This window comes from Allokutzneria oryzae (assembly GCF_042429765.1).
GTDB classification, from domain to species: Bacteria; Actinomycetota; Actinomycetes; order Mycobacteriales; family Pseudonocardiaceae; genus Allokutzneria; species Allokutzneria oryzae.
Map to the genome: position 1 here is coordinate 148,800 of NZ_JBHLZU010000003.1, position 26,679 is coordinate 175,478.

General features: G+C 70.1%; 24 protein-coding genes and 2 pseudogenes. 8 read left to right on the forward strand and 18 right to left on the reverse strand.

Translation table 11 applies throughout. The features are described 5' to 3' along the window. Positions 1-69: 69 nt before the first annotated feature. Entirely contained in the window at positions 70-1,929 is a 1,860-nt protein-coding gene (locus tag ACFFQA_RS04430; protein WP_377850309.1) for a Na+/H+ antiporter, read from the reverse strand. A gap of 317 nt (positions 1,930-2,246) precedes the next feature. Here ACFFQA_RS04430 and ACFFQA_RS04435 point away from each other — a divergent pair, with 317 nt between their 5' ends. Then, positions 2,247-2,432: a hypothetical protein gene (locus ACFFQA_RS04435; RefSeq protein ID WP_377850310.1), complete on the forward strand. Its 186-nt coding sequence runs from the start codon at positions 2,247-2,249 to the stop codon at positions 2,430-2,432. A gap of 30 nt (positions 2,433-2,462) precedes the next feature. Next, positions 2,463-3,173, forward strand: a complete 711-nt coding sequence (locus ACFFQA_RS04440) for a leucine-rich repeat domain-containing protein (RefSeq protein ID WP_377850311.1) — start codon at positions 2,463-2,465, stop codon at positions 3,171-3,173. On the opposite strand, the gene ACFFQA_RS04445 is transcribed toward ACFFQA_RS04440, so the two are convergent. From ACFFQA_RS04445 to ACFFQA_RS04455, 3 genes are read right to left on the reverse strand one after another with little or no spacing between them, the layout of a single operon-like run. After that, on the reverse strand, positions 3,160-4,353 hold the full coding sequence (locus tag ACFFQA_RS04445; protein ID WP_377850347.1) for an MFS transporter: 1,194 nt from the start codon (positions 4,351-4,353) through the stop codon (positions 3,160-3,162). The two genes, ACFFQA_RS04440 and ACFFQA_RS04445, sit on opposite strands and share 14 nt — an antisense overlap. After that, positions 4,350-5,228 carry an SRPBCC family protein gene (locus tag ACFFQA_RS04450; RefSeq protein WP_377850312.1) on the reverse strand — a complete coding sequence of 293 codons (879 nt, stop codon included), beginning with the start codon at positions 5,226-5,228 and terminating at the stop codon, positions 4,350-4,352. Before ACFFQA_RS04450 ends, ACFFQA_RS04445 begins: the two co-directional genes overlap by 4 nt. After that, positions 5,221-5,781, reverse strand: a complete 561-nt coding sequence (locus ACFFQA_RS04455) for a helix-turn-helix domain-containing protein (protein WP_377850313.1) — start codon at positions 5,779-5,781, stop codon at positions 5,221-5,223. The genes ACFFQA_RS04450 and ACFFQA_RS04455 overlap by 8 nt, the downstream gene beginning before the upstream one ends. 200 nt (positions 5,782-5,981) lie before the next feature. Between ACFFQA_RS04455 and ACFFQA_RS04460 the strand changes: the two genes are divergently transcribed. Continuing rightward, positions 5,982-7,196 (forward strand): DUF418 domain-containing protein, encoded by a 1,215-nt coding sequence (locus ACFFQA_RS04460; protein ID WP_377850314.1) that lies wholly within the window; start codon positions 5,982-5,984, stop codon positions 7,194-7,196. Here the strand turns inward: ACFFQA_RS04460 and ACFFQA_RS04465 are convergent. Further along, positions 7,159-8,508 carry an MFS transporter gene (locus ACFFQA_RS04465; RefSeq protein ID WP_377850315.1) on the reverse strand — a complete coding sequence of 450 codons (1,350 nt, stop codon included), beginning with the start codon at positions 8,506-8,508 and terminating at the stop codon, positions 7,159-7,161. The genes ACFFQA_RS04460 and ACFFQA_RS04465 overlap by 38 nt on opposite strands. A 62-nt stretch (positions 8,509-8,570) precedes the next feature. Here ACFFQA_RS04465 and ACFFQA_RS04470 point away from each other — a divergent pair. Beyond that, positions 8,571-8,939, forward strand: a pseudogene (locus ACFFQA_RS04470) (MerR family transcriptional regulator); the annotation flags it as partial. An 823-nt stretch (positions 8,940-9,762) separates the two neighbouring features. Here ACFFQA_RS04470 and ACFFQA_RS04475 read toward each other — a convergent pair. The 3 genes and pseudogenes from ACFFQA_RS04475 to ACFFQA_RS04485 form a co-directional block, all read right to left on the reverse strand. Beyond that, entirely contained in the window at positions 9,763-10,632 is an 870-nt protein-coding gene (locus tag ACFFQA_RS04475) for a class II glutamine amidotransferase (RefSeq protein WP_377850316.1), read from the reverse strand. A 647-nt stretch (positions 10,633-11,279) separates the two neighbouring features. Further along, on the reverse strand, positions 11,280-12,404 hold the full coding sequence (locus ACFFQA_RS04480; RefSeq protein WP_377850317.1) for an HNH endonuclease signature motif containing protein: 1,125 nt from the start codon (positions 12,402-12,404) through the stop codon (positions 11,280-11,282). Positions 12,405-12,653: 249 nt separating this feature from the next. After that, a pseudogene (locus tag ACFFQA_RS04485) lies at positions 12,654-12,875 on the reverse strand (IS5/IS1182 family transposase); the annotation flags it as partial. A gap of 382 nt (positions 12,876-13,257) precedes the next feature. On the opposite strand from ACFFQA_RS04485, the gene ACFFQA_RS04490 reads away from it, so the two are divergent. Both ACFFQA_RS04490 and ACFFQA_RS04495 read left to right on the forward strand, forming a co-directional pair. Continuing rightward, positions 13,258-13,614 carry a hypothetical protein gene (locus tag ACFFQA_RS04490; RefSeq protein ID WP_377850318.1) on the forward strand — a complete coding sequence of 119 codons (357 nt, stop codon included), beginning with the start codon at positions 13,258-13,260 and terminating at the stop codon, positions 13,612-13,614. Between the two features lie 70 nt (positions 13,615-13,684). Beyond that, the gene (locus tag ACFFQA_RS04495) at positions 13,685-14,014 is read left to right on the forward strand and encodes a hypothetical protein (RefSeq protein WP_377850319.1); all 330 of its coding nucleotides are present in this window, start codon (positions 13,685-13,687) and stop codon (positions 14,012-14,014) included. Between the two features lie 108 nt (positions 14,015-14,122). Here ACFFQA_RS04495 and ACFFQA_RS04500 read toward each other — a convergent pair whose 3' ends face one another. From ACFFQA_RS04500 to ACFFQA_RS04520, 5 genes are all read right to left on the reverse strand, one after another. Then, on the reverse strand, positions 14,123-14,350 hold the full coding sequence (locus tag ACFFQA_RS04500; protein WP_377850320.1) for a hypothetical protein: 228 nt from the start codon (positions 14,348-14,350) through the stop codon (positions 14,123-14,125). Positions 14,351-14,564: 214 nt separating this feature from the next. Then, on the reverse strand, positions 14,565-14,744 hold the full coding sequence (locus ACFFQA_RS04505) for a hypothetical protein (protein WP_377850321.1): 180 nt from the start codon (positions 14,742-14,744) through the stop codon (positions 14,565-14,567). A gap of 238 nt (positions 14,745-14,982) precedes the next feature. Beyond that, a complete protein-coding gene (locus ACFFQA_RS04510; protein WP_377850322.1) occupies positions 14,983-15,342 on the reverse strand; it encodes a lipopolysaccharide assembly protein LapA domain-containing protein in 360 nt (119 codons plus the stop codon). 81 nt (positions 15,343-15,423) lie between these two features. Beyond that, positions 15,424-16,365: an alpha/beta hydrolase gene (locus ACFFQA_RS04515; RefSeq protein WP_377850323.1), complete on the reverse strand. Its 942-nt coding sequence runs from the start codon at positions 16,363-16,365 to the stop codon at positions 15,424-15,426. A gap of 269 nt (positions 16,366-16,634) precedes the next feature. After that, positions 16,635-17,555, reverse strand: a complete 921-nt coding sequence (locus ACFFQA_RS04520; RefSeq protein ID WP_377850324.1) for a LysR substrate-binding domain-containing protein — start codon at positions 17,553-17,555, stop codon at positions 16,635-16,637. Positions 17,556-17,640: 85 nt separating this feature from the next. On the opposite strand from ACFFQA_RS04520, the gene ACFFQA_RS04525 reads away from it, so the two are divergent. Further along, positions 17,641-18,945 carry an aspartate aminotransferase family protein gene (locus ACFFQA_RS04525; protein WP_377850325.1) on the forward strand — a complete coding sequence of 435 codons (1,305 nt, stop codon included), beginning with the start codon at positions 17,641-17,643 and terminating at the stop codon, positions 18,943-18,945. Positions 18,946-18,951: 6 nt separating this feature from the next. Here ACFFQA_RS04525 and ACFFQA_RS04530 read toward each other — a convergent pair whose 3' ends face one another. The 4 genes from ACFFQA_RS04530 to ACFFQA_RS04545 form a co-directional block, all read right to left on the reverse strand. Continuing rightward, a complete protein-coding gene (locus tag ACFFQA_RS04530) occupies positions 18,952-20,244 on the reverse strand; it encodes a glycosyltransferase (RefSeq protein WP_377850326.1) in 1,293 nt (430 codons plus the stop codon). Positions 20,245-20,257: 13 nt separating this feature from the next. After that, complete coding sequence (locus tag ACFFQA_RS04535) at positions 20,258-20,605, reverse strand: hypothetical protein (RefSeq protein WP_377850327.1); 348 nt, start codon at positions 20,603-20,605, stop codon at positions 20,258-20,260. Further along, the gene (locus tag ACFFQA_RS04540; RefSeq protein ID WP_377850328.1) at positions 20,602-21,366 is read right to left on the reverse strand and encodes an EndoU domain-containing protein; all 765 of its coding nucleotides are present in this window, start codon (positions 21,364-21,366) and stop codon (positions 20,602-20,604) included. Before ACFFQA_RS04540 ends, ACFFQA_RS04535 begins: the two co-directional genes overlap by 4 nt. 136 nt (positions 21,367-21,502) lie before the next feature. Next, positions 21,503-22,234 (reverse strand): NPP1 family protein, encoded by a 732-nt coding sequence (locus tag ACFFQA_RS04545; protein WP_377850329.1) that lies wholly within the window; start codon positions 22,232-22,234, stop codon positions 21,503-21,505. Positions 22,235-22,867: 633 nt separating this feature from the next. Here ACFFQA_RS04545 and ACFFQA_RS04550 point away from each other — a divergent pair. Beyond that, positions 22,868-23,248: a DUF427 domain-containing protein gene (locus ACFFQA_RS04550; protein WP_377850330.1), complete on the forward strand. Its 381-nt coding sequence runs from the start codon at positions 22,868-22,870 to the stop codon at positions 23,246-23,248. A gap of 4 nt (positions 23,249-23,252) precedes the next feature. Here ACFFQA_RS04550 and ACFFQA_RS04555 read toward each other — a convergent pair whose 3' ends face one another. Beyond that, positions 23,253-26,474, reverse strand: coding sequence for a LamG-like jellyroll fold domain-containing protein (locus tag ACFFQA_RS04555; protein WP_377850331.1), 3,222 nt, complete (start codon positions 26,472-26,474; stop codon positions 23,253-23,255). Positions 26,475-26,679 lie beyond the last annotated feature (205 nt).

Sequence of the window (26,679 nt, forward strand, 5' to 3'; positions counted from 1 at the left end):
GACAAGGCTTCAGCGCAGGTCGCCTTCGTCAACGCCACCACAGGAGTGGTGCTCATGCGGGCCGGGGGCTCAACCGAGTTGTTTGTCCACGAAACACCAGCGCCAGGTCTCGCCGGGCTCGTGGCTGCGCATCACCGGGTGCAGCGTGTCGCGGAAGTGCGCCGTCGCGTGCTTGCCGACCGAGGAGTCGCAGCACGCGACATGCCCGCACGAGAGGCACATCCGCAGGTGAACCCAGGTCTGTCCTTCAGCGACGCACTCCTCGCAGGTGTTCTCCGAGCTCGGCACGACTGGTGCGCGTTTGCGAGTCAGGTGCTTGCACGATCCGGCGGTCGCGGTGGGCGTGCGCAGCTCACCCTCGACGACCTCGCCCTCGTCGGCGGCCTGGTCGAGCATCGACTCCTCGATGTCGAGGGTCTCCAGCACCGAGCGCAGCACCGAGTCGTCGACCCGGCCCTCGTCCCTGGCGCGCAGGAACACGTCGCGTTCGGCGGCGAGCATCTCCATCCGCAACCGCAGGTACGCCTCGCTCGGCGTCTCCGCGAGCGCGCCCTGCCTGCCCAGCCGCTCCCACGCCGAGTCGGCGCGGTGCCGCACCCGGTCGCGCAGGCGGTCGACCACCTCCGGCGGGTCGTCCGGGCCGGTGATCTCGTCCAGCCTGCACAGCGCGGCCCTTGTCATGTCCTGGAGCAGCGCGGCGCGCTGCAACGCGTCCTCGGCGGGGTCGGGCGCGGGCAGCCGCAGCCGCCGCACCAGCGTCGGCAACGTCGTGCCCTGGAGCACCAGCGTGCCCGCCACGACGACGAAAGCGGCCAGCAGCAGCACGGGCCGCTGTGGGGTGTCCTGCGGCAGCACGAACGCGGCGGCCAGCGTGACCACGCCGCGCATCCCCGCCCAGGCGACAACTGTCGTGTAGCCCCAGCGCCACGCCCGCAGCCGGAACAGCCGCCGCACCACCGCGATCGCGAACGTCCACACCACCCGGGTCACGACCGTGGCCGCGAACACGGCGGCGCAGATGCCCACGAGCTCCGCCCCGCTCAGCCCGCTCTCGGCGACATCGCTCAGGATCGGCCGGATCTGCAACCCGATCAGCAGGAAGACCACGTTCTCCAGCAGGAACTGCACGGTCTGCCAGTTCAGCCTGCTCGCGAGGCGGGACGGCCCGGACAGCAGGCTCGGCGCCTTGTGCCCCATGATCAGCCCGCAGAGCACCACCGCGAGCACCCCGGAGCCGTGGATGGCCTCGGCGGGCAGGTAGGCGATGAACGGCAGGGCGAAGGACAGCGCGGTGTCGGTCACCGAGTCCTCCAGCCGCGCCCGGATCATCGACGCCGCCAGCCCCACGAGCAGCCCGACCAGGACCCCGCCGCCCGCCGCGAGCAGGAAGTCCGCGCCGACCTGCCACAGGCTCACCGACCCGGCGATGGCCGCGATCGCGGTCCGCAGCGCCACCAGCGCCGCCGCGTCGTTGACCAGGCTCTCGCCCTCCAGGATGCGCACGATGGTGCGGGGCATCCCCACCCGCCGGGCCACCGCGGTCGCCGCCACCGCGTCCGGCGGCGCGATCACCGCCCCGATCGCGATGGCCGCCGCCAGCGGCAGGCCGGGCACCACCAGCCACGCGACCAGCCCGACCCCGAACGTGGTGAACACGACCAGCCCGACCGACAGCAGCGCGATCGGCCCCCGGTTGGCCCGGAAGTCGCTGACCGAGGTGGAGATCGCGGTGGCGTAGAGCAGCGGCGGCAGCAAGCCGACCAGGACCACCTCGGGCTCCAGGTGCACCTCGGGCACCCCGGGCACGAACGAGGCGAGCACCCCGACGCCGATCAGGCACAACGGCGCCGGCCAGTCGAACTTCCTCGCCGCCGCGGTGACCAGCAGAACGGTCACCACCAGCGCCACGATCTCCGCAGCAATGAGCACCCGCAGATTATGAACTCCCCCGCCGCGCGACCTCGCCCCACGACAACACACCAGTAACCCCACCAGCAGCGGGACCCCCTCATCGACGCGCGTCGCGTCCCAACCCCCGCCCTCCCCTCGAAGCCCGCCCCCCACCCCCGAAGCCCGCCCCCGCCTCCACCCCCCGAAGCCCACTCACGCGTGCCCCTTTTCGCGTTTTGTAGGCTTAATGCGAAATGAGAGCGCTCTCTCGGACATTAAGCCTACAAAACGCGAAAACTTGACCACGCCAGTCCACGCGCGGCGCATCGCAGAGCTGGGTCGGTCCACGGGGCTACGTGAAGGGCACGGCGCTAGCCACTTTCGTCTACGGTCGCGGCGCCTCTGGTGCGCTGCGCGCGGCGTTCACCGGGGCCGACCATGGCGTGGTGAGAGGAAAGAGCAACCACGACCTGTTCGTCGCGAGCATCGCGATCCTGGTGGCGCTAGGCGCCGTCTACACGGTCAGCCTGCTCCCGTTATGAGGCCCGCGCGGCGGCCCGGAGGATGTTCGCGTGACGACGACACTGAACCTCTGGAAGCAGCGGCTCGGCACGGTTCCGGAGTCGGTGTGGCAGCGGACGGGGCTCGACGTGCTGATCCTCGCCGACAACGATCTCACCGACCTCTCGCCCCGGATCGCGGAGCTGTCGCGGCTGCGCACCCTGGACCTCGGCCACAACCGGCTGACTACGCTCCCGGACGAGTTGCCGACCGTCACCGACTTCCTCTACCTGCACGACAACTGCCTCACGGAGCTGCCGGAGTCGTTGGGGCGCATGGTCGAGCTGCGTTACCTGAACGTCGGCGAGAACCGGCTGACCGCGCTCGCTGACTCCCTCGGCGACCTGCGCGGGCTCATCGAGCTGCGCGCGCAGCACAACCAGCTCACGGAGCTGCCGGAGAGCATCGGCCGCCTCGGCGGGCTCCGCGAGCTGTGGTTGCGCGGCAACCGCATCAGCGGCCTGCCTGGCTCCTTCGCCGGCCTCACCCAGCTGCGTCACCTGGAGCTGCGTGACAACGCCCTCGTCCAAGTGCCGGAGCAGCTGGCCGGGCTTCCGCTGCTCCGGCAGCTCGACCTGCGCGGCAACCAGCTCCGTGCGCTGCCGGACTGGCTGGAGCGGCTGCCGTCGCTGGAGAAGCTGGACCTGCGGTGGAACGACGTCGAACCACACCCCCGGCTGTTCGACGCCTTGGCGCGCAAGGGATGCGTCATCCTGCTGTGAGCGCGTGGGCGGGCAGCCGCCTGGCCAGCCGGGGCAACGCGACCACGGCAACGGCTGAGCACACCGCGACGATCATCCAAGGCAGCCAGACCGACACCGAGAACAACCCCACCACCGCCGGGGTGACGAATCCCGGAACGGTGTACGCGTACTGGAACGCGGCCAGGTAGCGGCCTCGAACCTCCTGCGGGGCGATCTCCACCGCGATCGCGTTCCCCCTCGCCGCGAAGAACAGCCCGCCAACGGAGAGCACCGACGTGGAGGCCAGCACGGCCCCCGGCCGCCACTCCAGGGGAAGCAGCACGGCCACGAGGCTGACGACGCACCACAACGCGACGAGACCGGCGCCGATCGCCATGGCGGTGGTGCGGGAGAACCTGTTGGTGACGCGCAACGCGGCGGTCCCGCCCACGCTCGTCACCGCGGTGTGCAGCGCGAGAGCGGCGCCCGGCAGCCACAACGGTCCGGACAGCTGGTCGATCGCGTAGACCGGGACACCGACCAGGAAGAAGTCCGTGGACAGCGCCACGAGCCCGGTGATCCCGATCAACGCGAGGTACGGCCTGTCGGTCAGCAGTCGCGCCAGAGCGGGCGAGTCCTGGTGCCGTGGCACGTGCTCGACCCGCACCCACGCGGCCAGCAGCACCGCACAGCCGAGGAAGCTCACCGCGTCGGCGGCCACGGCCACCTGGAACCCGAAGGGACCCGCGACCGTGAGCAGGCCGCCCGCCGCCAGCGCCCCGGCGCCGAAGCTGCCCGCGCGGACCATGCCGACCACCGCGAACGCGCGGTCCTTCGACTCCGACCCCGCGACGTCGGCGATCAGCGCGAACAACGAGCTGTAGAACAGCTGTTGCCCGGCGGCGAGCAGCAGCGCCGCCAGCACGACGAGCACGACTCCGTCCGCCACCAGGTACGCGAAGGCTCCGGCCGCTTGGAGCAGCTGCGAGGTGATCACAACCGGCCGCGGGCCGACCCGGTCGACGAACCGGCCGGCGACGGGAGGCACCAGCAGGCCGAACGCGGTTCCCAGCGCCACCACCGTGCCCGCGGTGCCCAGGGGCAGACCGACCACCTGGGTGACGTAGACCAGGGCGAGCGGCAGGAACAGGCCCGAGCCGAAGTTGTCGGCGCCGAGCGCGACCAGCAGCGCGATCCGGTTCCTGCGTGCGGCGCTCAGGTGCTCAGCAACCCTTCCGGCATGCCCTCCAGCTCCACCGCGAGCGCGGACGCGCGCCAGCCGGGCACCTCATGGAACCGGCGCAGCTCCGCGATCCCGCTCAACCAGCCCATCCACCCGCCGTACGGCGGCTTGCCCTCGTCGAAGCCGCTCTGCACGAACGTCAGCCGCGTCACGCCGTCGGACTCGGCCATCTCCCAGGTGGTGGTCATGCCGCCCGGCCACTCCATCGCCATCCGGTTGCCCGGCTCCAGGTCCACGATCAGCGCGGGCTCGTGGTTCAACTCGAAGCCGCCCATGGCCCACCGGCCGCCGACGCGCGGCTCGACGTCGATGTTGGCGCCGAACCACTTCGCGAACACCTCGGGGTCCATCAGGGAGTCGTAGAGCTCCCGCGGCGAGGTGGCGATCACCACCTGCTCCCGCATCACCGGCGAGGTGAAGTCGCACTTCGGCGTGAGCTCGCGGCCTTCCAGGTACTCGACCAGGTTCGCCACGGCCAGCGCCCAGAAGGTGTGCATCAGGCTGAGCGTGCCGACCTCGGCGACCATGTCCGCGAAGCCGGGCAGATCCGTCTGGGACAACGTGAGCAGCGTGGCGTCCGCACCCTCGGCGGCCAGCTCGATGGTCACGACGGTCTCGGTGTCGTCCAGCGTCCAGGTGAAGCTCAGCGTGGTGTCGTCGGCGCGCAGCAGCCGCTGGTGCGGCGCGTCGCCGTCGGGGGTGTGGCGGCCCCAGAACTCGAAGCGGTGCGGCAGCTCCACCTCGGCGTGCTCGGCCAGCCAGACGCGCAGCGCCACCGGGTCGGTGAGCGCGCGGCGCACGTCGGCGACGGGCGCCTCCAGCCGGGCGCGGTGGACCATCGGGTCACTCATCGATCTCCTCCGTGGGGTAGCAGGCGACGGCGAGCTTGAAGGCGTCGCCCTCGGCCCCGCCGTAGCGCGTGAACAGCTCCTGCAACGTGGACCTGAGGTCGTCCAAGAACTCCTGGCGCTGCTCCGGCCGAACCCGGATCTCGCCGGACACCCCGACCGAGGGCAGCTCGCGCGCCGCCGGGTCGAGCCTGGCGACGTCGGCCTGCACCTCCTCCATCAGGTCGAGCAGGTACCCGAGGCCGAGCTCGTCCCGCGTGGCGCGGCTGCCGCCGATCCGGCCGACCAGCCGGGGCGAGAGCCAGTAGGAGCGCGCGGTCGCCTGGTAGCTGCCCTCGGTGATGCCGCGGACCCTGCGCTCGGCGACCTGGGCGACCAAGCCGGCCTCCACCAGGCGTTTCACGTGGTAGTAGACCCGTTGCGGGGTCTGCCCCAGCAGCTGCGCGAGCTCGGTGCAGGTCCGCGGCTCGGCCAGCCGCCGGAGCACCTCCACGCGCTGGGGCTTGAGCAGCGCCTCGGCCTGCCCCAGCTCTTCCAGGTAGAGGACGTCCCTCATCACACAACAGAGTTTTTACGTAAAAATCTGCTTTGTCAATGGCCGCGGGCTGAGCCGCCACGCATGGACGCACCGACAACCCCGGAGTCGCTCAGTGCCGTCAGGGGCGATGTCCACTGTGGACCCATTACCGGAAGGTAGTACGTGCCCCTGCACCTTCGGTCGATCCGCACAGACGTCGGCCCACCTAGGTTGACGACATGAGCTCCAGGGATCAGGTGACCACGACGGCGACGCAGGCGAGATCCACCTCCGCTCGCATCATCGGCTTGGATGTCGCTCGCGGGCTCGCGGTGTTCGGCATGTTCGCCGCGCACACCGTGCCAGGCACTTGGCTCTACACCCTGGCGTCGGGACGCGCGGCTGCCCTGTTCGCGGTGCTCGCCGGGGTGTCGATCGCGTTGCTCAGCGGCGGCACCGATCCCTTCGAAGGTCCGCGCCTGAAGCGAGCGCGGCTGCGCATCGCCATCCGCGCGGTGCTGCTGTTCGCGCTGGGGCTCGCACTGACCAGCCTGCACGTTCCTGCCATGGTCATCCTCGCTTTCTACGGCGTGCTCTTCCTGATCTCGACGGCGCTGCTGCGACTGCGCGCCACGACGTTGATGGTGTTCGCGACCGTGCTCGCCATCGTCGGCCCGGTGCTCTCCTTCTTCCTGCGGAAGGGGATCCAGACCAACCTGATCGGCTACCACCCGGATTTCTCCGCGTTCAGCTCGGCCGAGGGCATGTGGACACTGCTGCACGGCCTGCTGCTCACCGGCGCCTACCCGGTGCTGACCTGGCTGCCTTTCCTCCTCGCCGGCATGGCGGTGGGCAGGCTCGACCTGCACGCCGTGCGCGGCCAGCTCGTTCGAATCGGCGCGGCACTCGCCGTGCTGGGCTACGGCGCGTCGTGGTTGGCGATGAACGCCTTCGGCGCGCTGGCGCACCTGAAGTCGACCCTCCCGCCGGGCGTGCCGCCCGAGGTGCTGGACGTGGTGCTGGAGTCCAACTACGGGGCCGTCCCGACCACCGACCCCGTCTGGCTGCTGACGGCCGGTGCGCACAGCGGCACCTCGTTCGAGATCATCGGCGCCACGGGAGTGGCGCTCGCCGTGATCGGGATCTGCGTGTGGGCCGACCGCCTGCGCGTCCTGCTCACACCGCTGTCGTCGGTCGGGGCGCTCGCGCTGACCGCCTACGTCGGGCACCTGCTGGCGCTGAAGGCCATCGGCCCGGAGCAGCTCGCCTCCATGGCAGCGCAACACCCCTACCTGCCGTGGCTTGCGCTGGTCGCGGGGACAGCGGTGTTCGCGATCGTGTGGCGCCGGCTACTCGGCAGAGGGCCGCTGGAGTGGTTGCTGCACAAGGCATCGACGTGGCCCGCCCAGCGCGTTGCTACGCAAGGGCTCTCTTCGTCAAGGGGCGCGCGCTGAGCACGACACCGCCCAGCGCGGCAGCCGTGGTGATCAGGAACGCGATTCGGAAGTCCCCGTAGTCCGGCGACGCGCCCAGCGCGAGCGTCAGCACGGCAACGGTCAGCGCGCCGGAGAGGTACTGCGAGGTGGTCAACAACGCGCCCGCCGTGCCCTGGTGCGCGTCGGCCACGTCATGCGTGCCGATCACGAACATCGACGTGTAGATCGCGCCGTGCCCGAACCCGCTCAACAAGATTCCGGGAAGCAGGTCGACAGCGTAGGAATCTCCTCGCAGGGCAAGGGCGATCCACAGCAGTCCGACCGTCGCGAGCACGAACCCGGCGGCGAGCACAGCGCGATCACCGAACCGCTTCACGCTCCGCCCGGCGACGACGTTGCCCGCCGTGACCATCAGTGCGAGCGGGAGGAACGCGAGTCCCGCCTGCAACGGCGTGTAGCCCTTCATCGCTTGCAGAAGCAGGGTGAGCAGGTAGAACTCCGACCCGACACTGGCCATGTAGAGCGCCGTCGCGACCGCGCCGACCCGCAACGACGCCGTGCGGCGCAGGACGTGTTCGATCAGCACCGTTCGCGAAATGCGCTCATTGCGGACGAAGCCAACAAACAGCACCACCGCGAGCGCGAGACTCGCCACGGTCGGCGTCGCGCTCCACCCCTGCTCCGCGGCGAGGGTCAGACCGAGCACCAGGGTGAGCACCGCACCCGTGCCAAGTGCCGCGGCGCCGACAGGGACCCGCTCCGCGCTCCGCTGCCCTGAGGCGCCGAACCACAACGCCGCACCCACAGCGCACAACAGCGTCAACGGCACATTGATCATGAAGGTCAGCCGCCACGACACGACGGTCAGCAGCCCGCCGAGGATGGCCCCGGCGGCCAGCCCGGAAGCGCCGACCGAGCCCCACACCGCGAGCGCCCTCCCCCGGGCGGTGCCCGCGGGGAAGGTCGTGCCGATCAGGCCGAGCACGGCGGGTTGCAGCAGGGCTGCGGCCAGGCCCTGGGCACCACGGGCGGCCAGCAGCACGCCGCCGGTCTCGGCGATCCCGCCGACCGCACTGGCCAGGCCGAAGCCGACAACGGCGGCCACGAACAGCGGCTTCGCGCCCAGGCGGTCGGTGAGGCGGCCGCCGACGACCAGGAAACCCGCGAACAGCACGGCGTAGGCGCTGACGACCCACTGCGCCAACGCGGGCTCCAGGCTCAGGTCGCTCGCGACGCTCGGCAACGCGATGAAGATGATCGAGTAGTCCAGTGCGATGAGGAACTGGGCCACCGAGAGCACGGCGAGGGTCGCGAGAGGTCGGTCAATCATGTCGCCATGGTGAAACCTTCACACTAGTGTGAGGGAAAGCCCGGATCGGAAGGCGGTGTTCCGTGCGGATCGGAGAGCTGGCCGAACGCACCCAGGTGCCCACGCGCCTGCTGCGGTACTACGAGGAGCAGGGCCTGCTCTCCCCGGAGCGCGAGGCCAACGGCTACCGCGACTACTCAGAGGCCCTGGTGGACCGCGTCGTGCAGATCCGCGGCCTGCTCGACGCCGGGGTGCCCACCAAAATCATCAAGCAGATCCTCCCCTGCCTGGACACCCCGTGCTCGATCCGCGTCGCCGACGCCTCGCGGGAGCTGGTGGAGACCCTGCGCCGCGAGCACGACCAGCTGGACTCCCGGGTGCGCTGCCTCGCCAAGAACCGCGACGCCATCGGCACCTACCTCAACACGGTCAGCGACCGCTCCCCCGTCACCCCGGACCACCTCGCCCGCGCGGTCGACCTCGCCGTGACGACGCTGCGCCAAGCGCCCGCCGAAGCCTGGGAGGCCAAGGCGGGCACGCTCGACTGGGACTGCTGGGAGACCGTCGAACACCTCAGCGACGACCTCTTCGCCTACGCCGTCCAACTGGGGCCGAAGTCGCCTCCGCTGACCGGCAACGTCCCCTTCGTGTGGGAGAGCCGCAGGCCCGGCGGCCCCAGGAACGCCGTGCACGCCGACCGCTCGGCGGGACCGGAGGGGCTGCTGCAAGTGCTGGAAGCCAGCAGCGCTCTGCTGGTCGCGATGGTCCGCACGGCCCCGGCGGCGACCCGCGCCTACCACAGCAACGGCGTGTCGGACCCCGAAGGCTTCGCCGCGATGGGCATCGTGGAAACCCTGGTGCACACCCACGACCTCGCCGAAGGGCTCGGCCTCCCGTGGGACCCGCCCGGTGGCCTGTGCACCCGCGCACTCGGTCGGCTTTTCCCCGAAGCGCCAACGACAACGCCGCCCTGGCCCACTCTGCTCTGGGCCACCGGCCGCGGTGACCTGCCCGGCCACCCGCGCCGCACGTCGTGGGCCTGGCGCAGCGAACCGCTGACCGACAAGCACGGCTCCTGACACCTCGGCCTCGACATGAACCTCTTGGTCGCACTGGACGCGCCGCTGGAGGAGGGCAGCGCTGCCCTCTGGGCCGGATCCGCCGGGCCACCGGTGACCCCGTCCTCGGCTGGCAGGACACGATGGGAGCGCGCCGCACGGGTTCCGCCGGGCTCTCGGCGCGAACCGGGATGCTGAGATCCCCTGGAACCGCGGGTCAGGAGCCTGCCTGCGAGGCGACCGCATGGGCGCCGAGCTGCTCCAGCGCCAGCGGGTGACGTGGCGCGTGGTCGATGACGACCCGGCGGGTCGCGTTGAGCCGGTCGTCGACGTGCAGCAGTTCCCCGGGGCACAACGCCTGCCAGCCGGGATCGTCGTCCATGCGTTCGCTGGCCACCACGACCGCCGGCTGCCCCGACAAGGCACCGGAACGGACGCGGATGCGGCCCGCCGCGCTGGCGTGCTCAAGGTGCCGTGACCCGAGCGGCCCACCAGCACGGCGCTCCAGCACGAAGAGCGAGTGCACGTCCGGATAGCGCAACGCCCACATCTCGGTCGGACTGATCAGCACGAAGTTGAGCGCGTAGACCGGCAGTTCGGCAGCCATCCACCGGACTGCGGCCTCGATCGCGGAGTTGACGTCGCCATCTCGGATGTCGGCGTACTTGGTGATCAACGCGAAGAGCCGTTCGGAGTCCGTGTCGCCACCGACGAGGTCACGGTAGGCGCCGAGCTCGGCATCCAGAGCCGGAAGGTTCTCGACGACCCCGTTGTGCGCGAACAGCCTTCCGTGTTGCTCGAAGGGATGGGTATTGGGCACGTCGAGCCCGCCAGTCGAGGCGTAGCGAATGTGCGCGACGAACGTGGCGGACTCCAGTTCCCTGGCCTCGTAGGAGAACTGCCTGTCCCGATAGGCGGGCAACGGCTCCTTGAACACCCGTGGTGCGTCGTTCTCCGAGAACACCCCCAGCCCGGTCCCGTCCGGTTCGCGGCGGCTCTGTTCGGCGAGGCTGTCAGGCGCCTCCAGCAACCAGAACGTGGCGCGCACCCGATGCGGTGCCGCGGACAACCCGAACAGTCGGCACATCGCTCAGCTCCCTCGCAACGGTGTCGCTCATCGCTGGCGCTGTACCCGTTGTCCCCCCGGGCAACCGCCGGAGCGGGTTCGACGGAGAAGCCACCTGAACGGCCTCCCACCGAGCGGCGGTGTCCCGGTGGAACTCGCACGCAGCCCGTCGGCGGGTCGACCCGCACCACCCAGGGCGCCGACCCCGCGAAGAAGATCGTGGGCCGTCGTCGACACCCTGGGCCCGCTGCTCGCAGTGCTGGCCACCTCGACCCCGGCATCCGAGGATTCGCAGCAGTGCCAAGGCGTTGGGCGGCCGAGCGCACCCTCGGCTGGCCCATGCTCCGCCGCCGCGTCACCGGGAATCGACCCCGACCTGGCACGCCACCTGAATCCGAACAAGACAGAACTCCCGGGGCCAAACGCCCACTTATGGACGTTCGTGGGGGCGCGGAAGCGTCCATAAGCCCGCGAATGGCCGTGGTGACGGTGGCGTTGAGGCTGTGGTGACGTTTACGGCCGGGGTGGCGTTGAGGGCAGTGCTGCCGCCCCGACTCCGCCGGGTTGCCCCCGGACAATTCTTCCGGACTCGGGCGCGGATTTCCTTGGGCATCCACTACCGCTAGCCCGCTCACCTTTAATGGTGGCGGGCTAGCCGGGGTCGGGTTTTAAAACGGTGGAGCGGGATCCGCTATCGGTTCCGGCTCTCGGACATAAGTGCGTCCCATCGGTGTGGTCCAGATATGGATACCGCCCGGGAGCTGGGTTCGTTTCCACCGCGTGTGATGCTTCATCACATGATGCCGCCGGCACTTCGCCCCGAGATCATCCGCGACCGTGTTCGTGCCATCGAAGGGTTCGCAATGATCCAGATCGCACCGGTGCGCCGGTTGCCGACACCCGATCGCCACACACGTCACATCCCGCGCCCGCACCAGGTCCGCGAGAGCCGCTGACGGACGGTAGTTCGTGCGCCCCACATCCACCGCCACCCCGGTGACGGGGTCGGTGAGGATCCGCTTCCACGTGCCACCCGCTGCGATGTCCCGGGCCACGCCTGCGGGAATCGGCCCATAGCCCGCGAGCATCCCGGGCTCCTGGTCCATCCCCATCAACGTCGTGGCGGGAAGGGTGACCAGGACCTTCACCTCACCCTGCGGCGCACCAGTCTCCTTACCCATCAACAGGTCGAAGGCGACATCGGCGCGGCGCTGGTCCATGGTGCGCTCATCGTCCAGACCTCGGGCGATGCGGTCGATCCGGTCCCACACCAGGGCTCCCTGGAGGGCGGTGAACTGGAACCGCAACGCACACATCGCGTCATCGAGATTGAGCTTCTCCACCCGCCGGGTCCGCTTCTTCTCCTCGTGCCGCCGCGCGGCTGCTTCCGGGTCGATCTTGGCGATCAGGCGTTGGGCGTGCTGCCGGATCCGGCTGTAGTGGTGGGTGCGGGCGTACTCGATCAGCACCGCTTCCACGATCTCCGCCACCACAGCGGTCAACGACTCCAGCTGGTCCACGATCAGCAACGCCTTGCCCTGGTCGATCCGACCCTCCTCCAAGGCGGCGAGGACGGCGGGGCGGGAGGCGAGGTTCTCGGCGTGGTTGATCAGCGTGCTGGCCTTGCGCGAGGAAATCGCCAACAACGCCCCGACCTCATCCCCGAGATACGGGTACTCCGCGAAATCCGTGCTGACCACCAATTCGGCGAGACAGCGAGCCAGGACCGCGTGCGCGCGATTCACCGCACGGTAGGCGTCCTCGATGGAATCGAGGGTCTCGTCGGGGGTCATATTCCTATTCTATCTCGCCAAAAATAGTGATCATGACTCTATGGGGTGAAATGGTGTGCTGATTCTTTCGCTGTCGGCGAACGTGACACTATCGCCGAAGCCGGGCAGGCGCGTAGGGGTGCCTCAGTCGGGGAGGCTCGTGGAACTGGCCAGGGTGTACGGCGGGAGATTGCGGTGGCCATGGTTCCCGGTGCGAGGTGGCGGTTGAGGGGGCTGCGGACACCTCGACCATTGGGGCGGGGCAGGAAAGGGCGTGCCCCGGTCGGGTCGGGACCGGATCAGCGATCCCCCTGTCGCCCGCACGGACGCCGCCTCCAGCACCGCCCGCGACCAGCCGATCAACCCCTGGGAACCGAGGTCATCCGGGCAGAGATGCGGCTTCGCCCGCACCCCGCCCCAGGTCGAGGTGGTGAACCACCGGTGCGCCACCCCTAACGACGGCGGGCACTCACTGGTCACCACAAACACCATCGCCGTGACCACCGCCCACAGCCCATCGGGCACCAACCGCCGCAACAACTCATCCGCTCCCGAAGATCGCACTAGAGGACCGCGCCGAGATCCAAACAAGACATGCACTTAGCGCGAGATGAGAGCACTCCATCCCGCAACAAGGTGACAAAACGCGCAAAACCCGACCACGCCAGCCCGCACGCAGGGCAGCGCGGGTGAGACGAGGGCTACCGCGACCGAACGTTTTCCTTGGATTTCCCAAGCACCAGGGTGACAACAGTCGGCCAGCGCCGAAAGCTCGCGGGACATTCCCGGCGACGGTGGTAAAGTCGGGAACTCCCGGGAAAATACGAACAGATTTCCCTCTTTTGTGCGTCACCTTCGCAGAAGTGGATCTCCCATGCGCAAGTTCGTTCTGGCCGCCGCGGCGTCGCTCGCCTGCGCGACCGGCCTCCTCCTGCCAGCCACCGGCACCGCGGCGGAGTCCGGGCACACCGGAACCGTGCTCGGCTGCGTGAACTACAAGGTCACCGACAAGACCAGGGCCTTCGGCCAGAAGTACTCCAACCTCTACTACAACAACCACTGCGACAAGCAGGTCCGCATCAGGGTCACCTACAAGTTCGACAACCCCAGCGAGCCCGGACCGAACACCTCCTGCATGCTCGCGGTGAAGGCGAAGAAGAAGGGCGACAAGACCTTCGACAGCAGGATCCTGAGCGTCGACGGCATCTCGGGCATCAGGAACTGCTCGTAGAATCCCGCGCAACCGCACATTCCGCTCAGCACGATGTGCACGTCTCCGCAGAACAGGTAAGCATCACACAATGCGTTTGAGAAACAGCCTCCTCATCGGTGCCATCGCCGCGCTCGTGACGACGTCAGCACCCTCCGTCGCCCAGGCGGCGTGCGCCGGCGCGAAGTTGCAGTGGCACAACAGCGACTGGTCGGGCTGCTACGCGAAGGGCAGCCACGACCTCGCGAACAAGACCTCGAAGAAGATCACGGTCAGCAGCGGCTACAAGGCCACCTTGCACTTCCGTGGCACCAAGCCGAACGGCGATCCGGTCACGCGACCCGACACGTACGGCTCCGGCACGCACACGACGCCCATGCACGACAACAACCTGATCGAGATCGTGGTCCGCAAAGCCTGAGGGTCACGCGGACCGGGGCGGTCGCCCTGGAACCGAACGCGGCCACCTGCTCGGCGCCTGACGCCGAGCAGGTGGCCGAGGCACGTCGTTATCGGCTCGCACGGGAGCTCACCGGGTCGCCATCTGGTCCAGCTCCACGAGTGCCACAGCGAGCTTGATGAACTTGTTCGACCCGAGGTCGCGCACCGTCTTGATCCCGAAGGCGGCGTTGAGCTTCTCGGCGTCGGCCGGGGTGATCCCGGCCACCGCGCTCACCGGCGCGGCGAGGATCTCGGCCAGCGACAACCGCTCGTAGGCCTTGTCGAGCTGACTGTTCAGGTTCACCGAAATCGCCATTGACGTCTTCCCTTCACATCGAGTTGTCGATCATGACGACGTCAAGGTAGCCACGGCATTGCCCGAGTCACACCGCCGGAAATGCCCACCTGGTCCGGTTCATCACGAATGCCAAAATGATCACTTCATGGGAGCAACCACCGGGCCGCCACTTGGTCCTCACGCAAGGCGGGCCCGCGAGGAATGCGAGTCCCGCCATTGATGACGCGACCGGCTATCGCGGCAGCGTGGTGAACTCACCGTCCGCGCCGAGCCTGCCCGCCGCGTCCCGGACCACCACGCGCAGCTCGATCCGGGCGCTCGGCAGGCGGGAGAGGTCGGCGAACACCCGGTGCGGCCCGGCGGTGCCGGTGCCCATGACCGTCCACTCGGGACTGCCCGGCACCCTGGACACGAAGCTCGCCTGTGTCTGCGGGACGCCGCCGCCCGCGGCGAGCAGGCCGGTGCCACCGGCAGCCGCAGTTCGGTGCGCTGCACGGTGATCGCCAGCGTGGGCACGATGACGCGGGCGTCCGGACCGGGGCCCGCGGCCGGGAAGTCCAGCCGGAACACCACCACGTCGATCGTGCGCGCCTCCGTGGCCGAGTTCGCCGTGACCAGGTACTCGGGCACTCCGGGCGGCGAATGCGGGATCAGTGCGACGCGCGTTTGGCCTGACGACGCAACTGCAGGATCCGGGCCGCACCCACCAACGCCACCAACAAGGCACCGGCGAGCGCGGCGAACAGCAGCGAGACCCCCAACGGCCACGTGAACGCGCCACCCAGGAAGTGGATCGTCACGTCCGTCAGGTTCTGCAGGATGAACACCAGCAGGAAGGCCAGCACCACGATCGCCACGACCACCGCGACCCAGGTGCCGCTGATCCGAGTCGGCCGCGGTCTCCGCGACACGGCCGGGGCGGGCGGCTCAGCCGGAGGCGTGGGGCCGGCGGTCACCGCCGGGTCCAGCGGAGGGGCGTCTGCGGCGCTGTCGTCACGGGAAGTGCTCACACACGGCAGTATCGGCTCATCCGGGTGTTCCCGCAGCGCAGATCATCCGGCGCGGCGGAGTGAACTCCGAGGGCGGCGGAGCTACCGCGACTGACCCGCCGCGACCGCCAACGTCGGGGCGAAGTGCCTGAGCCCGTTGACGAACGCGGGAGTCCACACCGTCCAGTCGTGGCCGCCGTCGGTGATCCGAAGCTGCGCCGAGACACCGGGCGCCCGGCGTGCCGCGTTGTACAGCGCCGCGGACTCGAAGTCCAGGTCGTGCCGCGCGTCCGCGGGGTCGGGGTTGGCCCACTCGTCGTCGCCGACCGCGATGTAGAGCCGGGTGGGCAGCTCCCCGCGCAGCCGGCTCAGCAGGGCCGGGTAGTTCAGCCGTTGGTAGACCGCATCGTCGAAGAGCCGCTCACCCACACCGTACGCGCCGAACTCGCGCGTCGAGGAGTCCGCAGGGGGCAGTGGTGTGTAGACCGCAGGGGAGAGCACCAACCCGTGCTCGAACAGATCCTGGTGTGCCAGCGCGTATCTGAGCGCACCCGCGCCGCCCATCGAGTAGCCACCGACCACCCGCGCGCTCCGCTGTGGGATCGTCCGCAACGAACTGTCCACATGAGACACGAGGTCGCGGGTGAGCGCGGTCTCCACCGGGCGCCCGCGATCCGTTCCGGTGTAGGCGGAGTCGACGTAGTAGCTGCCGCGACCGCTCCACGGCGCGTCCGGCATGACCGCGAGCACGGGCGGGATCTCCCCGGCGGCGATCATCCGGTCCAGCTCCGGTTTGACCCGAGTCCACGCCGTCATCGTGTCGCCCCGCCCGTGCAGCAGGTACAGCACCGGGTAGCGCCGGGCCGTGTCCCGGTCGTAGCCGGACGGCAGGTACACGGTGTAGCGCACGTCCTCTCCGAGCGCGGCCGAGAAGCCGGAGGCAGTCTTGAGCTGCCCGCCCCGTGACGCCCCGGCCACGGCGCCGTCGTTGCCCAGCAAGGACATCAGCAACAGGACGAGACAGAATCCGAGAACACGCCGCACGCAAGCCTCCGTAGTCCTGGATCACGCTGGAACCCCGACGACACATCGAATCACTGGTGCGCGCCCACTTCGGACAATTCGGCTCCACGCGAAGGATGTCCGCTGTCCTAGTCGCGACCACGATCACCCTCGCGGGCGCTCGACGCCGATGACGAGTTTCTGTTCCACGACAAGCGGATCCGGACCTTCGCCGGTGCCTACGGGGACACCGGAACCGTGGAGCACCGCTGCGGCACCCCGGACGCGCCGCCGCTCAAGGTGCGGATCAGCTATCGGGTGCCCTGAAGCGCGCGGCCGCGGGCGCGAAGCTCGTCGAGCACCACCCGGACCGCTGACAGCGGCGTCGGACCTGCTGGCAAGGCGGCGAAGATGGTTCTGGTGACCGTCGGGACGAGGTCACGAACGACCACGTCGTCGCGCCCGCGGACGGCGAGCGCCGGAAGCGCCGCCACGGCCAGCCCCAGCTCGACGTGGTCCAGCAGCAACGGGTAGCTGCCGTAGTGGCCCGCGATCTCCGGCTCGAACCCGGCTTGCCTGCACAGGCGGGTGACGAGGTCGGACAGGTGGCAGCTGGGCCGGTCCATCACCCACCGCTCCCCCGCCATCGCGGCGAGCTCGACCGTGTCCGCCGACGCGCTCGGATGCCCTTGGGGCAGAACAAGAACAACGGGGTCACCGCCGAGCCGCACGCGGCGGACCTGGTCGTCGACCGGTATCGACCCGTCGCCGAAGTCGTAGAGCACCGCGAGGTCCACATCCCCGCGACGCAGCTCCCGCAGGCTGTCGTGCGGTTCGAGCTCGGTGACCGTGATCCGCAGCCGGGGATGGGACCGCCGCAGTGCCGCCGCGGTGGGCAGGACGAAGGCGCGCACCGCGCTGGAGAAGGCGGCGACCCGGACCTCGCCCACCGGTTCGGTGCGGCGCTCGGCCAGGTCCGCCTCGGCCACCTCGATGGACCGCAGGATCTCCCGCGCGTGCGCCGCGAGCCGCACACCCGCCGGTGTCAGGGTGACCCGTCTGCCGTGGTGCTCCAGCAGCGTCGCGCGCGCTTCCTGTTGCAGGACGGACAGTTGCTGGGACACCGAGGACGGGCTCATCGCGAGCGCCTCGGCCACCGCGCGGATGGTGCCGAGGCTCTCCAGCTGGACGAGCAGCCGAAGCCGCCAGGGGCTGAGCACACGGGCTCCCATCGCCGCGACTGTTCGAGGAGTCCGAACAGCCTGAGCATAAATCATCGATGGACCCGCATGGTCGGACCGACCTAGCGTGACCGGCATGTCGAACTCCGCACGGTTCTGGTCCGACGTCGACAACCACGTGCTCCGCTACGGCGGGGACTTCGTCCCCGAGATCATCGACAGTGCCCGGGGGAGCTACGTCTTCACCGAGGCCGGGCGGCCGATCCTGGACTTCACCTCCGGGCAGATGAGCGCGATCCTCGGCCACTCGCACCCGGAGATCGTGGCCACCGTGCGCCACGGTGTTGCCACGCTCGACCACCTCTACAGCGGCATGCTCTCCCGCCCGGTCGTAGACCTCTCTCGGCGCCTGGCCGCGACGCTGCCCGACCCGCTGCGCAAGACGCTGCTGCTGACCACGGGCGCGGAGGCCAACGAGGCCGCGATCCGCCTCGCCAAGCTGGTGACCGGCAAGTTCGAGATCGTCTCCTTCAGCCGCTCCTGGCACGGCATGACCCAGGCGGCGGTGAACGCCACCTACAGCGCCGGGCGGCGGGGCTACGGGCCGCCCGTGCCGGGCAACATCGCGATCCCGACCCCGAACCCCTACCGCCCCGACTTCCGCACCCCCGACGGGCAGCTCGACTGGCGGCGGCAGCTGGACTTCGCCTTCGACCTCGTCGACGCCCAGTCGGTCGGCAGCCTCGCCGCGTGCATCGTCGAGCCGATCCTCAGCTCGGGAGGGCTCATCGACCCGCCCGCGGGCTACCTGACGGCGCTCCAGGCGAAGTGCCGCGAGCGCGGCATGCTGCTGATCGCCGACGAGGCCCAGACCGGACTGTGCCGGACCGGCACCTGGTACGCCTTCGAGCGGGAAGGCGTCGTCCCGGACATCCTGACCCTGTCGAAGACCCTCGGAGCGGGCCTTCCCCTCGCCGCGGTGATCACCAGCGCGGAGCTCGAAGAGCAGGCACACGAGCGCGGTTACCTGTTCTTCACCACGCACGTCTCCGACCCGCTCGTCGCCGCCGTGGGCAACACCGTGCTCGACGTCCTCGAACGCGACGACATGGCCAACCGTGCCGCCACATCCGGCGCCCACCTGCGAGCGGGCCTGGAAGCGTTGCACGCCAAGCACGACATCGTCGGCGACGTCCGAGGGCGCGGCCTGTTCCAGGGCCTTGAGCTCGTGGTGGACCGCGAGACCAAACAAGGCTCCGACGAGCTCGGCCGCCAGGTCACCCGCCGCTGCTTCGAGCTCGGCCTGCACATGAACATCGTCCAGCTGCCGGGAATGGGCGGAGTGTTCCGCATCGCGCCACCGCTGACGAGCACCGAGCAGGAGCTGTCGGAAGGACTCCAGATCCTCGACCAGGCCCTCACCGAGGTGACGTCCGGCTGACACCGCTCACCTCCGCGCGGCGAGCAGTCCTTCCAGCAAACCGCCCGCCGCGTCCGCTCCGCCCGCAGCGGTCAACGACACCGACAGCTCCTGTGCTCGCTGCCGGAACCTCGGCTGGCTCACCACCTGGAGCACGGCACGGCTGACCTTGCTCGCGCCCGGTCGGCCGGTGCCCAGGTCGACGCCGGTCCCCGACCAGGCGACCCGCCGAGCCACCTCGGGTTTGTCCAATGACGCGCCCGCCACCACCAGCGGAACCCCGGCTCGCACCGCCGCGAGCACGCCGCCCCACCCGCCGTTGGTGACCATGACGTCGACCAGGGGCAGCAGCAGGTCGTGCGGCAGGAACGAGGCCGCCCGGACGTTGTCCGGCAAGGCACCCAGAGCGGACGGCGGGGCACCACCGGTGGTGCAGACGACGAGCACCCGCCGGTCCGCGAGTCCCGAGATCGCGGGCTTCAGCAGGTCGTTCGGGTCTACGTCCAACGTCCCCTGCGTCACGTGGACGACGGGTCGCCCCTCGGCCCGGGCGGCTGCGAGCTCGGGCCACCAGGGCGGGAGCTCGGTGCCGGTGGCGGCAGCGGCGGCCAGCCGTCCGACGAAGCGGAAGTGCGACGGCAGGTCGCCACGGTGGTACTCCAGGCCGGGAACTCCTTGGGCCAGAACGAGATGCGGCGAGTACAGGCTGTCAAGGCCACTGCCCGCCGGTGCGGGTCCTAGCCCCATCGCCGACCGCATGCGGTTGTGCATCGGGTCGGCGAATCGCCGGTACGCGGCCTTGGCGAGACCGCGCAGCACGGCGTCCCGCGCCCGGCCCACCGGGCCGGTCGCGGGCAGGACGGGCATCCCCGCGGGAGGCAGGTCCCGGCTGGTCAGCGACAACGGGGTCACCGCGACTGATGCCCACGGCATCCCGAGCACCTCGCCCGCCAGCGCCGCGCCGAAGGCCAGGTGGTCGCCCACGATCAGGTCGAACGGCTCCCGCCGCGCCTCAGCGAGGATGTCCTCGGCCTGGCCAGCGCCGGTGCCGAACAGCACGAGCTCGGTGTTGGCCTTGCCACCGCGCACCCCTTTGCCGTCCCCGACCTCCGGGAAGGTGGCCGCCAGGTCGGCGTCGTCGAAGTCGGTCGCCTGGGACCAGGCCAGCCACTTCGCGCCGGCGGTGGTGAAGCGCGGCGCGTACTTGGCGCCGGTGTGGGCCACCACCTCGTGACCGCGCCGGACCAGCTCGCCCGCGACGGCGGTCATCGCGCCGACGTGCCCGGCGAAGGGCAGTGATGCCACCAGGATTCTCGGCACGGCCGCGCTCCCGTCAGTGGTCGGCCGTCCCGCCGGGAGGGGGGACGGCCACACCGAGCATGCCAGCGACGCGGCGAAGGACGTCGGCGAAGACCGCGCGGTCGAGCTCGGTCGCCTGGCCGCTGCCCTCGTTGACGACGGCGACCCGGTCCCCGGAGATGTCGACCGAGCAGTTGTTCCCGCCCATCCCCCACTCGTCGAGCCCGGTGTCCTCGGCCGCGGTGAGCATCATGGCCAGGAACGTCGGCGAGTACGCGAGGTCGTCGTGCACCAGTTGGTCGAGCGGCTTGAGGTCCTTGGGCACGATGACCCGGACGCCGCGCTGCTCGTGGTGCACGACCTGGATGTCGGGTGCGGTCATGGTGATGTGTCTCCAGCTCGTCGAGGCAGGGTGAGGGGTAGCGGGTAGAGGCTGCCGATGTCGTCCAGGGTCGCCGCGTCGAAGTCGGTCCCCCGCACCAGGTAGCCCTGGATGACGATGCCTCGGTGCTCGCCCTCCCACTTGCCCGGGACCACATCACCATCGTCGTCGAGGATTCGGCGTCGCGCGGTGAACGCGGCGCGCACCGCGTGCCGGACCTCGTCCTCGGACCAGGTGTCGGGGAAGAACGTGGACCCGCTCCGCTTCCGCGCCGACCGCCCGGTCGTCGTAGGTCCTGTCACCACCGCCCAGTAGACACCGCGGCTATCGGCCGGGTCGCGTTCGCTGATCCTCATGCGGCCGCGGTCCAGGCCGCCGCGCCGGTGGTGGTAGCCGGTCACGCTGGTGTACCGGGAGTGGCCGCGGAAGAGGTGCTCGTCCAGGAAGGCGGGCAGCGGGTCCGGGGGCTCGCGCCCGATGTCCGGCGGGCGCCCGGGCGCGGCGACTCCGAGGATGTCGGTGCAGTACCGGTCCATCCACTCGGCGGCCTGGCGCAGCTGGGCGGCCGCAGTGGTCGCGATCCCCGCCGCGGCTTCCAGGTCCGTCGCGCTCGCGGCGAGCGCGGTCGCGTGCCGCCCCTGGGTGTGGCGGAGCTGAGCCGCCGCCGCTTCCGCGTGCGACGCGGCACGCACGAGGTGCTCGATCGGCAAGCTCGTCGCGATTCCCCGGAGCCGCGCGGCAAGCGCCCGGCATGACGTCATCCCCCAGCCCCCCCGTGCTCCACCGGCTCCCCCGCCGGCCCCACGGTGTCACTGTAGGTCACTACCGCTATACCGACCGCAGCATTTTCGCGTCGGACGCCCCGCTTGCCAGGGCCGGGCGCCCGACGCGGCAACCTCAGCCGTGCGGGTCGAACGGGATCCCGGAGGGCTTGGCCCTCTCCAGCTGCCCGCCGAACGCGCTGTCCTTCAGCCCGAACCCGGCGCTGCCGAAGTCGGCCTGGACCAGCCGGTCACGGATGCCAGGCGGGTAGTGGTCCCAGCCGACCAGCGGCGGGTACTGCCACGCTCCCTTGTGGTTCTCCGGCGGCTCGGTGGCGCTGGCGTGGCGGAACGCGTGCGTGGAGATCCCGTCCTTGTGGTAGACGATCTTCGCGTGCGACCCCTCCCACGCGACCTGGGAGGACGGCCGGGTCTGGTAGTTCCCGTGCGCGGATGTCGAGACGTACTGGGCGCTGTTGTTCCGCACCCACACCACCACGTGCTCGATGTCGTGCCGGTGGCCGCTCTCGATCAGCGGAATGGCCTGGTCCTTCTCGAAGTAGAGGTCGTACATGTACGCGCACCACCCGTTGTTGCACTTGGCGCGCGAGTACGTGTTGGTGTTGTCGAGATCGGAGGCGTCGCGGCAGTTCCCGTTGAGAGCGCCGGTCGGTTTCAGCCCGGGGTTGAGCGTCCCGTCCGGCCCGATCGCGGGAGTGGGATAACAGCCGTCACCGTCGTAGTCGAAGGCCGGCTGCCACCTGAGCTCGTCCGCCGAGGCGCCGCCGGGCAGAGCGCGCGGCGGTTCCGCGAACGCGGCTCCGGGAAGAAGCACGGTCAGAGCGGCGGCGCCGGCAAGGGCACGCATGGCCAACGACAGTCTCCTGGGCCGTCGTCGGCTCCTGCTCGCGTCCCGCATGGTTGGACCTCCCGAGTCGGTCGTGCAGGGTGCGGCGGCTCGACTACGACAATGCTCCAGCGAGGACGGCGGAAAAACCTCCTTCCGGCGAAAGTTCCGGAACCCCGCCATGAACGCCACTCCTCCACGGAGCGCACACCCACCCGGAACCCCTTGCCGCGCAACGCGAACTGCCCCTACCACGGCCGGGGCTCCCACCAGTACGGCCACTCGTCTGGAATCGCGGGGCTGGTCCGCTGTCCCGACGAGCCCCCGCCACCCCCACTTTTCGCGTTTTGTAGGCATAATGCGAAATGAGAGCGCTCTCTCGGACATTAAGCCTACAAAACGCGAAGCCTCTGACCACGCCAGCCGACGAGCGGCGCAGGGGTGGGCTGCCGTTTCTGCAGCCTTAGCCGTTCCTCGGCGTCGCGCCATCGCCCGAACCCCTGGTCGTCGCGTGCCCCCTGGACGACCGTCACAAGGCCTGAGCAGCGGTATGCACCGATGCGGTCACCGAGCCAGGCAGCCGCCGGGGAATGACCGACCTCGGACGTGGGTTGAACCGTCCACACGCCACGTCGACCGAAGGACGACCCGTTCATGGCACGCGAAGCCAAGGTTCCAGGCCCCGACCACCCGATCACCGTGACGCCGTCCTCCGATCACGTCGTGGTGCGCGTGGGCGACCGCGTTGTCGCCGACACGACGAGGGCGCTGGTGTTGCAGGAGTCGACCTACCCGGCGGTGCGCTACATCCCGATCGACGACGTCGACCAGTCGCAGCTGACGCGCACCGACACCACGACCTACTGCCCGTTCAAGGGCGACGCCTCGTACTACACGATCACCGGCGGCGAAGGGCTGATCGACTCCGTGTGGAGCTACGAGCAGCCCTACGCCGCGGTGGAGGAGATCGCCGGGCACGTGGCGTTCTACCCGAACAAGGTCGAGACCACGATCACGCGGGACGAGCGCGCCTGACCTGTCACCGCCGCTCGGCCGCGTGCAGGTCGCTCACCTCGCGGTCGGTCAACGCCCGGTCGACGGCGCGCACCCCGTCAACTGCACCGGACCAGAAGTCGGTCCGCTGTCCCGCGTACTTGCCGCGCCCGACCGACAACGGGCCGGTGCTCACCACGTCGGGGCCGGCCTGCGCCGTGGCGACGCGCTTGCCGTCGACGTACAGCCGCACCTCGCCGCTGGCGTGGTCCCGGACCCCGACGAGGTGGTACCAGCGGTTCAGCTCCGGCGTGACCGACAGGGTGGCCCGTTTCCCGCCTGGCGTGCTGAACGCGAACGCGCCCTGCCCGTACTGGAGGTAGAACGGGCTTTCGGTGCGCCGACCGTCCTGGCTGACGGCGGTGGCGTAGTTTCCGGGCAGCTTGTCCAGCGTCACCCACGCCGCGACGGTGTAGTCGCGGGTCGTGTCGAGCACCGGTGCCGCCGTCTCCGCGAAGTCGCCGTCTCCGTCGAAGGCCAGCGCCGAGCCGCGCGCGCCCTGCACCCAGCGGGTGTCGCCGCGCAGCGTCAGGTCACTCCTTCCGGCGCTGCGGTCGCGGGCAACGGTTCCCCTGCCCTCGTCCAGCGCCCAGTCCCCCTTGCCGGGGAACACGGCGTCCTCCGCGGCGCGCGCTCCGGCGTCGACGACCTTCCGGTTGATCTCGCGCACCGGTCCGGGATCGACCTTGATCTCCCGCCGGTCGTAGGTCCACAGCCCGTTGAGCTCGTTCTCCAGGTCGGTGATCTGGGTGTAGACCGAGCCGGAGAGCTCCGCGCCCGCGGCCTCCAGGTAGTGGGTCCTGGTGTTCTCCACGTACTTCGCGGTCAGCGCCGCCTTGTCCTTCACACCGCTGTAGATCGCCGCCGGAGCGCCCGGCCACATGTGCCCGGGGGTGCGCAGCGTGAAACCGCCGTGCTCACCGTCCATGGCGACGCGCTTCGCGTCGGGGTACGGCGGCTCCTGGTTGAGGTAGTCGTGGTGGTCGAGCACGTCGGCCTTGCCGGAGTCGCCCTTGGAGGCGCAGCAGTTCACGCCGCTGTGCGCGTTCACGACGCGGCTGGGGTCGGCCGCCTTGACGGACTCGGCGATGCGGCCGGTCTCCGCGCGGTCCCATTCGCCCCAGCCCTCGTTGAACACGACCCACCCGATGACCGCCGGTGAGTCGTGCAGCTGCTCCATCGCCCTGCGCCCCTCCGTGAGGAACGCCTGCTGCCCCGGCACCCCGGTGATGTTCGCGGACACGAAGTCCTGCCACACCAACAGCCCCAGCTTGTCCGCGTGGTGGTACCAGCGCGCCGGTTCGACCTTGATGTGTTTGCGCACCGCGTTGAAGCCGAGGTCCTTCTGGGCCTTCAGGTCCCACCGCAGCGCCTCGTCGCTGGGCGCGGTGTGCAGCCCGTCCGGCCAGAAACCCTGGTCCAGCATGGCGAGGGAGAACACCGGCTTGCCGTTGAGCACGAGCTTCCGGAAGCCGCCGACGTTCTCGACGGAGATGGAGCGCATGCCGAAGTAGCTGCCGACGCTGTCGCTGGCGCGGCCCTGCGTGAGGGTGACGTCCAGGTCGTAGAGGTACGGGTCGTCCGGGCTCCACAGGTGCGGGCGGGGAATCCTCAGCGTCAACGGGGTGTTGGCCGCACCGGTCACCGTGCCGACCTTGTGCCCCTTGGCATCCCGGGCCGTCGCGGTCACGCGCGCGGACGGCGAGGCCGACGCCGAGCGGACCTGGACGGTCAGCGTGCCCGCCGCGACGTTCGGCGTCGTCACCACGTCGTCGATGGCCACATCGGGCACGGGCTCCAGCCACACGGTCTGCCAGATGCCGGAGGACGCGGTGTAGACGATGCCGCCGGGGGTGGCCGACTGCTTGCCGACGGGCTGGTCCGGCCCGGTGGTGTCGGTGACGGCGACGATGATCTCCTGCAGACCGGTCCCGCGCACCGCGTCGGTGATGTCGGCGGTGAAGGCGGTGTAGCCGCCGGTGTGCTCGGCGACCTGCTTGCCGTTGACCCACACCCGCGCGTGGTGGTCGACCGCCCCGAAGTTCAGCTTCAGCCGCTGCCCCGAACCGACGCGCCAGTCGGCGGGCACGGTGACGAGCTTGCGGTAGAACATGTGGTCCTCGTGGCGTTCCAGCCCGGAGAGCTGGGACTCCACCGGGAACGGCACCACGATCCGCTCGCCGAGGGTCTTGCCGAACACGGGCCGCTCGCCCGCGGTGGCGGCGGCGAACTCCCAGGGGCCGTTGAGGTTGAGCCACTGCTTGCGCACCTGCTGCGGGCGCGGGTACTCGGGCAACGGGTGCTCGCGGTCGAGCTTCTCGCCCCACGGCGTCAGCAGGCGGTGGGTGGACTTGTTGACCGCGGTGCGCCCGATCCGGGGCACGGCGGCGCCACCGACAGCGAGCCCGCCGGAGCCGTCGTAGGCGAAGCGCACCCGCTGGTCGCGCTGGACGGGCTTGGCCAGGTTGACCACGACACGGGACCGGTCGTCGGCGGCCACGGCGACGGAGGCGACGGGCATCGGGGTGGTGTCGACCTCGACGGCGAGGTGCTTCGCCGCCTGCCCGAGGTCGGTGACGGTGTCCTCGAAGTCCGCGACGAGCCGGAGCCCGTTCTCGGCGACCGTGAGCTCCACGGGGTAGACCTCGAAGCCGGCGGGCGGCGTGAACGCCGACTCCGGCACGATCCGCTTGCTGATCGTGGCGCTGGACCAGCGCAGGAACACGTTGGATCCGCCCGTGTCCTGGAACAGCTCCAGCCGCACGTCGTGCGGCTCGCCGGCCACCAGCCGCACGGGCTCGCTGGTCTGCTCGACGTCCCAGTCCCCCACCCAGTGGTCGATCACCGCCCGGCCGTCGACGAAGAGCCGGAACCCGTTGTCCCCGATCAGCGAGAACGTGTAGTCGCCGGTCTCCGGGGCGGTGATCCGCCCGCTCCAGCGAGCGGTGGTGTGCTCGGCCCGCCCGGTCATCGTCTCGAACGTCGTCGCCAGACCGGGGAAGTCGATGTTCGGGTCGAGCACGACTCCGCCGAGCTGGGCGAAGTCACGGGCTCCCGGGGCCGACATCCGGAAGTACTCGCCCTTCAGGCCGTGCACCGGTGCGGCGGTTCCGGCGGCGCTGGCCGGGGCGAGCCCCGACGGCGGGACGAGGGCGGCGAGGAGCAGCAGCAGGACAGCGGCGAGCGAGCGCAGGGGTGGCCGTGGCATTGCTTCCCTTCCTGACCAGGACAAGGGTGCGAGGTATCCCACAAAGTCGCTCGATTACTAACACGCCAGCAACAGAGTCCACCAGAACCGCACACTTTTCTGTCTCGTCGGGGACAAACCGGACACCAGGGGTGCCCGCCACCAGGGCGATCGGCGTCCACTGTGGACAGCGAGGCCGGGCCGGTCGTCGAACCCGGACATCCGG